Origin of the sequence: Microcoleus sp. OTE_8_concoct_300 (genome assembly GCF_031383065.1) — a bacterium.
Lineage (GTDB): Bacteria > Cyanobacteriota > Cyanobacteriia > Cyanobacteriales > Microcoleaceae > Microcoleus.
This window is the reverse complement of record NZ_JANMZH010000424.1, coordinates 1-1826: the sequence shown is the minus strand read 5'-3', so window position 1 is coordinate 1826 and position 1826 is coordinate 1. Positions and strand designations below refer to the sequence as shown.

Sequence of the window (1826 nt, the reverse complement as noted above, 5' to 3'; positions counted from 1 at the left end):
TTCTGATGTCCTTAAAGAACACTTTCTGCTGTTACAGAACCATTTGTACTAAACTTTCCTTGTTTCTTTAGATTCGCTTTGCTTGTCGGCTCGATCGCCTGATTGTTGGCTCGATCGCCTGATTGTTGGCTCGATCGCCTGATTGTTGGCTCGATCGCCTGATTGTCGGTATGATCGCCTGTTTGTCGGTATGATCGCCTGATTGTTGGTATGATCGCCTGATTGTTGGTATGATCGCCTGATTGTTGGCTTGATCGCCTGATTGTCGGTTTGATCGCCTGATTGTTGGCTTGATCGCCTGATTGTCGGTTTGATCGCCTGATTGTTGGTATGATCGCCTGATTGTTGGCTTGATCGCCTGATTGTCGGTATGATCGAATCAATGACGTGGCGATCGACTGACTCACTCTTTTAAGATACAAGGGGCGGGTTCACCAGCAATAGTCGCCAAAAACCGACAATCTCAAAAACCCGCCCCGACTATGTATGATGCGCGATCTATCGGACATGATATCAAGTCTAAAAACCGAAGTCGAAAGCAAAAAAGGGGCTGGTTTTACCGGAAATATCGATCGATAACTGCCGGAACTATAAAAACCTGCCCCTTTACTTTACAGTTGCAACCTCGCGCGCCCAAATGCAACTACCAACCAGACAATCTAGATAATTCCCGGCCCTTTGCCGCGGGTGTCTGCATCCATTGTCAGTTTTCCTTCCTCGCCTTTTTTATCTTTGACTTCTGCGAGAATTCGAGCGCGTTCTTGGGCTTCGGCTTCCTCTTTTGCTCTCAAATCGCCCGGTTCGTTGATGTACATTTCCGGTTCGATCGCGTAATTGTTAACCAGACCTTCTTTGTCTACTGTATAACCATCTGTAGTGTGAATGCTTTCGTCATCGGTTTGGTCATCAGTTTTTGCACTTTTCTGCTTCGCTTCGGTGGTTGGGTGCATGAAGTTGGAGCCTTCGCGTTCTTGCCGCGCTGCTGTCTCCGCAGGAGTAATGCCCCTGTCGTAGTGGGGGGCTTCCATATTAGCTTCGATTTGTTCGTCTGCAGGTGTTGATTTGCTAATTTCTTTTTCGGGCGGTATTGGTTGGCGATTAGTCATGATTTTTTCCTGAGTTATCTTTACAAAAAGATGTTTGGCTTATGTTTAAATATTAAGTCTAAGCTAGCTCATTCACAAACTATCTTTGGTTATAGTTTTCGAGAACTTGCTGTTATAGCAGATGTTGAAGGAAGAAGCTAGAAGGAAGAAGGTTTTATTTATCTAGGAGAGAAGGAAGAAGCAATCTTCCGCAAGGGTTTCAGCAATTAAGAACGTCCTAACCGTCAGGGCGGTTGCTATATTAAAAATACATTTATTGAGTCTTCCTCAAGACTGATAAAATTCTCTTTACCTTGAAGATTTCACAGTCGGCGAGGATTTGACATCTATCTAAAGGTAGGTAATTGGGAATTGGAAATTGAGAATTGGTAATTGGGAGAATGACTAATGATATCAATTCCGGTTGCACCGGAATTATTGTTGACTGTTGACTGTTGACTGTTGAAGGAGGGGTTGAAAAACTGAATGATAGTTGAGACTGTTGATTCGATTTGACGCCCGACGATGCTAGCGGAGTTGATATGACTAATGACTAATGACTAATGACTAATGACTAATGACTAATGACTAATGACTAATGACTAAGCTGTTCGACATCTAAACTGCATTAACTAAGTTACCTTTATTTTTTATTTTTCGGTTCCATTTCATAATTAGTCCTCCTTCATTTAACAGTTTATGTAACAGTGCTTCTAGTTTTTCAATGGATTCAAATAATCT

The 1826-nt window shown here is 42.7% G+C and carries 2 protein-coding genes; both read right to left on the bottom strand.

The window, feature by feature from the left end; translation table 11 throughout:
• Positions 1-11: 11 nt before the first annotated feature.
• On the bottom strand, positions 12-422 hold the full coding sequence (locus tag ACUVJL_RS19720; protein WP_445247388.1) for a hypothetical protein: 411 nt from the start codon (positions 420-422) through the stop codon (positions 12-14).
• A 237-nt stretch (positions 423-659) separates the two neighbouring features.
• On the bottom strand, positions 660-1106 hold the full coding sequence (locus tag ACUVJL_RS19715; protein ID WP_445247387.1) for a hypothetical protein: 447 nt from the start codon (positions 1104-1106) through the stop codon (positions 660-662).
• Positions 1107-1826: the final 720 nt, after the last annotated feature.

What these genes read in the sequence shown, in the direction of transcription:
- ACUVJL_RS19715 (WP_445247387.1), bottom strand. Translation starts at nt 1,106, where the DNA reads ATGACTAATCGCCAACCAATACCGCCCGAAAAAGAAATTAGCAAATCA.